The sequence below is a fragment of the Mesorhizobium sp. M7A.F.Ca.MR.148.00.0.0 genome, assembly GCF_003997735.1.
In the GTDB taxonomy this organism is placed as follows: Bacteria; Pseudomonadota; Alphaproteobacteria; order Rhizobiales; family Rhizobiaceae; genus Mesorhizobium.
This window is the reverse complement of sequence record NZ_RZTB01000198.1, coordinates 1-5,695: the sequence shown is the minus strand read 5'-3', so window position 1 is coordinate 5,695 and position 5,695 is coordinate 1. Positions and strand designations below refer to the sequence as shown.

At 52.0% G+C, this 5,695-nt stretch carries 3 protein-coding genes and 1 pseudogene; all 4 read left to right on the top strand.

Annotation, left to right across the window (positions count from 1 at the left end):
- A pseudogene (locus EOB49_RS36685) lies at positions 1–771 on the top strand (hypothetical protein); the annotation flags it as partial.
- A gap of 4 nt (positions 772–775) precedes the next feature.
- Positions 776–4,210 (top strand): glycosyltransferase, encoded by a 3,435-nt coding sequence (locus tag EOB49_RS32500; protein WP_127383367.1) that lies wholly within the window; start codon positions 776–778, stop codon positions 4,208–4,210.
- A gap of 103 nt (positions 4,211–4,313) precedes the next feature.
- Positions 4,314–5,228: an NAD-dependent epimerase/dehydratase family protein gene (locus EOB49_RS32495; protein WP_127383366.1), complete on the top strand. Its 915-nt coding sequence runs from the start codon at positions 4,314–4,316 to the stop codon at positions 5,226–5,228.
- Positions 5,225–5,695: ABC transporter permease (locus EOB49_RS32490; protein ID WP_164781892.1), on the top strand; the 471-nt coding region annotated here is incomplete at its 3' end. The genes EOB49_RS32495 and EOB49_RS32490, both read left to right, overlap by 4 nt.

Below are 5,695 nucleotides of genomic sequence, written 5' to 3'. Positions count from 1 at the left end.
ATCATGGTGCTCGGCATGCATCGCTCGGGCACCAGCGCGCTGACGAGGGCGATCAGTCTGCTCGGCGCGGAACTGCCGAAGAACATGCTGGGCGCCAATCCAACGAATCCAATGGGCCACTGGGAGCCCTCGAAGCTGATCGCCTTACACGACCAGATGCTTGCTGAGGCTGGCAGCAGGTGGGACGATTGGCGGCACTTTGATCTCAGCGACTTATCGAGGGATCGAGCTCAATTTTACAAGGCTGAAATCGCTCATTTGATCGATGAAGAATACGATGGTGCTTCGCTATTCGTCTTGAAGGAACCGCGTATCTCGCGTTTTGTGCAGCTCTACGCGCACATTTTTAAATCTATGAAAATCGACGTCCGATACGTTCTTGCGAGCCGTAATCCACTTGCGGTCATCGCCTCGCTCGGCAAACGGGATCGGTCGACACCCGGCTTTGGTGCTCTGCTTTGGCTCCGCCATGAACTGGACGCTGAACACTCGACGCGCGGCGCGCCACGTGCATTTGTCTCTTATGAAGGGATGATGCAGGGCTGGCGACCAAGGCTGGACACGATCGCGGCAACGCTTTCGGTGGCCTGGCCGCGGTCCATGGCGGCGGCCGCAGTTGACATCGATGCTCATATCTCAACGGATTATCAGCACCACGCAGCGACAGACGGCGCGCTCTTCGCCGACGAACGAATCGCCGGCTGGGTAAAAGACACCTACTCGGCACTCAAGGCTCTGGAGAGCGACGCGAACGACGCTAAAGCCCGCTAAAGCCATGGCTGATCTTGACCGCGTCAAAGTGGAGTTCGATGCGGTCGCGCCAATATTTGGCGAAGCATTTTTTCCTGAACTTCGAGCTCGACAGCAAATCTCGTCTGAAGCGCAACTGAGTTTGCAGCGCGCCGTCGAAGAGCAAGCGAACAGGGCTACTCAGCTGGCAGCTGAGCTTCAGCAGAAAGATACAGAAATAGCTGCATATCGCCGTAGCCTGGCGGACGAACGCGCCACAGCGGAGAAGACTTTAGAAGGCAGTCTCGAAGAGAAAAGGCTAATTCACTCTCAGCTATCGACTGCGGTCGAGCACAATACGAGACTGACGGAAATGCTGGAGAAGACAAGGTTGGAGCTGAAGGAGGAAAAAAGATGGTTCCTAGCGGAAAGATTGCAGGAAATGTCGAAAATATATGCCGAGACGGACAGCACTCCAGATAGTTCTGAGGTGGCGGCGAAATCCATGCGAATGGTGTGGATTGACCAATTGGTTTCCACCAAGCTGGTTCAGCGTCTTAGGCAGTCCCGTGTCCAGCGCGGTAGCTGGCTAAATGTTGCAAAAGCCATCTACAGCCGGGTGGCTTTGAAGGGGGTGAGGCAGGTAACGCTTGACGGTGTCGCTCTTCTTCGTGTTCCGGATCAGCGCATTGCAGGAAACTTGTCCAGGGAGAGGGAAGATGTGGCATCGCGCTTTTCGCTGGCCACGTTTTCTATCTCCAGCTTTGACGGTCCCACCATATCCATCTTGATGCCGGTTTACAGGCCGCCGATCCGCTTTCTGGAGCGGGCGATCTTGTCGGTGATAGCGCAGGAATACCAAAATTGGGAGCTCGTTATTGTCGACGACTGCTCGCAGGATGAGGAAATAAAAAGTCTTTTAGACAGATACGCATCTGCCGACACGAGAGTAAAGATCGATAGATTGTTGGAGAATGGTGGAATATCAAAGGCAACCAATCAAGCGCTAAGCCTGTCATCCGGAGAGTATATCGCTCTTTTAGATCACGATGACATTCTTACGAAGGACGCACTTCTGCGAATTGCAGAAGTCGTAGTAGGGAATCCTCGCGTTGACTTTATATATTCGGATGAATGTAAGGTTGACGCGAACGATCGACCGGTAGAGATATTTTGTAAGCCGGATTGGAGTCCTCATCTCCTGTTCAACTGCATGTATACCGCTCATCTAACTGCGTACCGGAAGAGCTTAGTTCAGCAAGTTGGGGGGTTCCGAAGCGAATATGATTTCTCTCAAGACTACGATCTCGCGTTGCGGGCGGCCGAGCGTTTCACCAAGGTCGTGCACATAGAGCGTGTTCTGTACGGTTGGCGGATGATTGAGGGCTCTGCGGCCGTGGGCGGGAAAGACCATGCTCGAACCTCAAATATCATGGCGCTGGAAGATGCAATCCGTCGCCGGCGTTATGGGGGGGAAGCCTTGGCCTTACCCCATGCGAATAGGGTGCATCGAGGTCCGGATCTGGTTTCTGAGAATTTTGTGTCGATTATAGTCCCGTCCGATAATATTGAGAATATTAGATCTTCGATTGATTCAATATTGAACGGAACGGACCACCACTCTTTTGAAGTGATCGTGGTAACGAACGGAGAGATAATAAAAAGCCTTGGTTCAATTTCGGAGAAGGTAAAATTTTCGGCGTATGACAAGCCTTTTAATTTTTCTGACAAATGTAATCAGGGTGCCCACGAGGCGATGGGCAAGTACGTGGTATTTTTTAATGACGACGTGCGGGTAATTTCGAAAGACTGGCTTACGTGTCTCCTCGAAGTTGCGACCTTGGAAAATGTCGGCATTGTTGGTCCGAAGTTGCTTTACGAAAACAATTTGATTCAGCATGCGGGGATGGTAACTGGCGTTCGGGGGTTAGTGGGAACGGCATTTCATTGTCTTCCCGATATGACATCGGATCACTACAATTTTGCGCAGTCCGTTCGCGATGTATCGCTCATTTGCGGTGCGTGCTTGATGGTGAGCCGTGATATATTTACCGAAATTGGGGGGTTTGACGCGGAGAATTTTCCGGTCTCTCACTCTGACGTCGACCTATGCTTGAAGGTACGAGAAAGAGGGTACGACTGCGTATATTCTCCCTACTCCCGCCTATATCACATTGGTCATGCGTCCATAGGTGAAGTTGAAAAGAGAGGAAAGAATTCGAAGCTATTTAAGCGCGATAAGGCTGATATAAATCTTCTGAAGAGATGGCCGACGGCAATTTCTCGGGATCCATTTTATACAAAGAAGATGCGAGACTTGCTTTATCACGACTCTCAGGAGGAATATCAGGTGCATCCGCCTGCTGGAATTGTGGACTCTTGGAGCCACAATTACGAAGCCGGCAAGGATATATTGATCGTTTCCCATGATATGACGGAAAGCGGTGCACCGCGCGTGGTTCTCGACATGGCGAGGGCGCTTTCATCTGCTGGCAATTTTGTTGTTGTGATGGCGCCGGCAGATGGCCCGATGCGAAATTATATCAATGAACTGGGCGTTGCCGTCATTGTCGACGAGCTTCTGTTTGAACGGCATGACACCGTTCTCAAATTTGGCAGAAATTTCGATACGGTGATCGTTAACACTGTACTGGGATGGCCGATAGTATCTCAGCTTGCGGAATTGGTTCCAACATTCTGGTATATTCACGAAAGCGAGTTTGCGAAGGATCTTTTTTCATCGAACCTCGATGCTAGGTACGCGCTTGAGAAAGCGGCTGGTGTCTGGGTTGGTAGTAAGATTGCTGGCGGCGCGGTGGAGCCATTCTTCCGGGGCTATTCCATTGTTCCGTATGGCACGTCAACGATTGGCCCAGTTTCAGAGCCATTTCAGTCAAGCCCAGGTGATGACAAAAACATCGTCGTCTCGGTGCTGGGCTCATATGAGCCACGCAAAGGCCAGGATCTGGCGATCCTGGCCCTGGACGAACTGGAAAAGAGCGTTCGGCGTATGTGCGAATTGCGATTGGCCGGGCGAATTCTAAACGTGGCGTATCACGGTCAGATCAATCAAATGGCAGACATCAGAGTTGGGGTTTCCATGGAAGGAGCCCTCAGCCACGCTGACTACGAAAGAGCATTGCATGAAACGGATATACTTCTTGTCTCCTCACGCGACGACACCCTCCCCCTCGTTTCCATCGATGCCCTAAGGTCGGGCAAGATTCTGGTTTGCTCCACCGCTGTGGGGACCGCTGACTTCATCGAGGACGGTGTATCCGGCTATGTGGCGAAAGATGCCAGCCCGATTAGCCTTGCGGCCGCTCTAAGGAGGGCTCTCGACGATAGAGAGAAGTGGCGCGAGATTGGGGATGCCGCCAAGGCAGTTTTCGAGGCTAGTTTCTCGTCCGAAGCCTTCGCGGCAGAAATATTGCGGCATTTGGAATCGACGCGGGACGGTGATCGGAACCGTGCGGCATGAGGCGAGGTGAAATCTTGTCCCATCGGAAGTTGTGTAAGGAAATTGGCAGCCTCGAGCCGCACGGACGAGGTGGACTTCTTCGCCCTCGAAAAAGGGGACACGAATGATCGGCATTTTCGGAGCGTCCGGATTTATCGGGCGGAACTTGATTGACCATTTCAATCAGAGAGAAATCCCCTTTCGTGCGTTTGTTCGGCGGCAAGGTCTTCAACTCGCCAATATGGCGATTATTGATTTCGATGATCCTGCAACCTATCGCCATCACTTCGAAGGGTTAAGCGCTGCAGTGCTGCTCATTAGTGCATCTGTGCCAGCCACGTTTGCTAATGACCTCGTGTCTGAGGTGGACCGAAATGTTATCCCGCATGTCAAATTTCTGCAGAGTATGCGCGGAAGTTCGATCCAGCACGTAGTTTATCTTTCGTCTGGCGGGACAATCTATGGGGTCCCCCAGCAGCCAAAAATCAGTGAAGAGCATCCAACCGTGCCTATAAGCACCTATGGATGCGGCAAGTTGATGGTCGAGAACGCCATTAGGACGTTGTCTGTAGCAGAGGGGTGGAGTTACTCGATTCTTCGTGCTTCGAACCCCATTGGAAAATACCAGTCGCCCGAAAAGGGTCAAGGTGTGGTAGCCGCCGCCGTTCGGGCCGCCTTTCTAGGTGCTCCGATTGATATATGGGGCAACGGGCAGGCCTTGCGCGACTATATCGACGTGCGAGATCTTTGTGCCGCCATTGATACCGTTCTAAAGCCGAAAGGACAGAAAGGAGCAATTTACAACGTTGGTTCTGGGAGGTCACTTAGTGTAAATGAAGTAATAGATCTTTGCGCTTATGCTTGCGGTCGCCCTATTCGTCGTAATTACGTACCTGAAAAGTCATTTCTCGTCAAGGATGTTGAATTAAACTGCGACGCGATAACGCGAGATACTGGATGGAAAGCAGATTTTGATATTTCCGGTGCGATACAAGATTTTGTGTGGGATTACAGAAAGAAGATTCAAGCCGCATCATGAATTTTACTCAACTTAGTGTTTCGCTCATTCGCCGGGAGGTGGTCGGTCGCTATCGTGGCTCTGCCTTGGGATTGCTGTGGTCGCTGCTCAACCCGCTATTCATGCTGGCTGTCTACACGTTTGTGTTCGGCGTGGTGATGAAGTCGCGCTGGACGATGCCAGACCAGCAGAGCGCAACGCATTCCACCGGCGAGTTTGCGGTTGTCCTATTCTGCGGGCTGATTGTCTTTCAATTCTTCGCCGAGGTGATTTCGCTGTCGCCCAGCCTAATCGTAGGCAATGCCAATTATGTGAAGAAGATCGTGTTTCCGATCCAGATACTGCCGGTGGTTGCATCTGGTGCAGCATTGTTCCATGCGGCCGTCAGCTTGTTGGTGCTGCTGGCTTTCGCCTACATCGTCTTCGGCGGTATCCCAGCAACGGTGATCTTGGCGCCCGTGGTTTTCGCACCGCTGATTGTCCTAGTG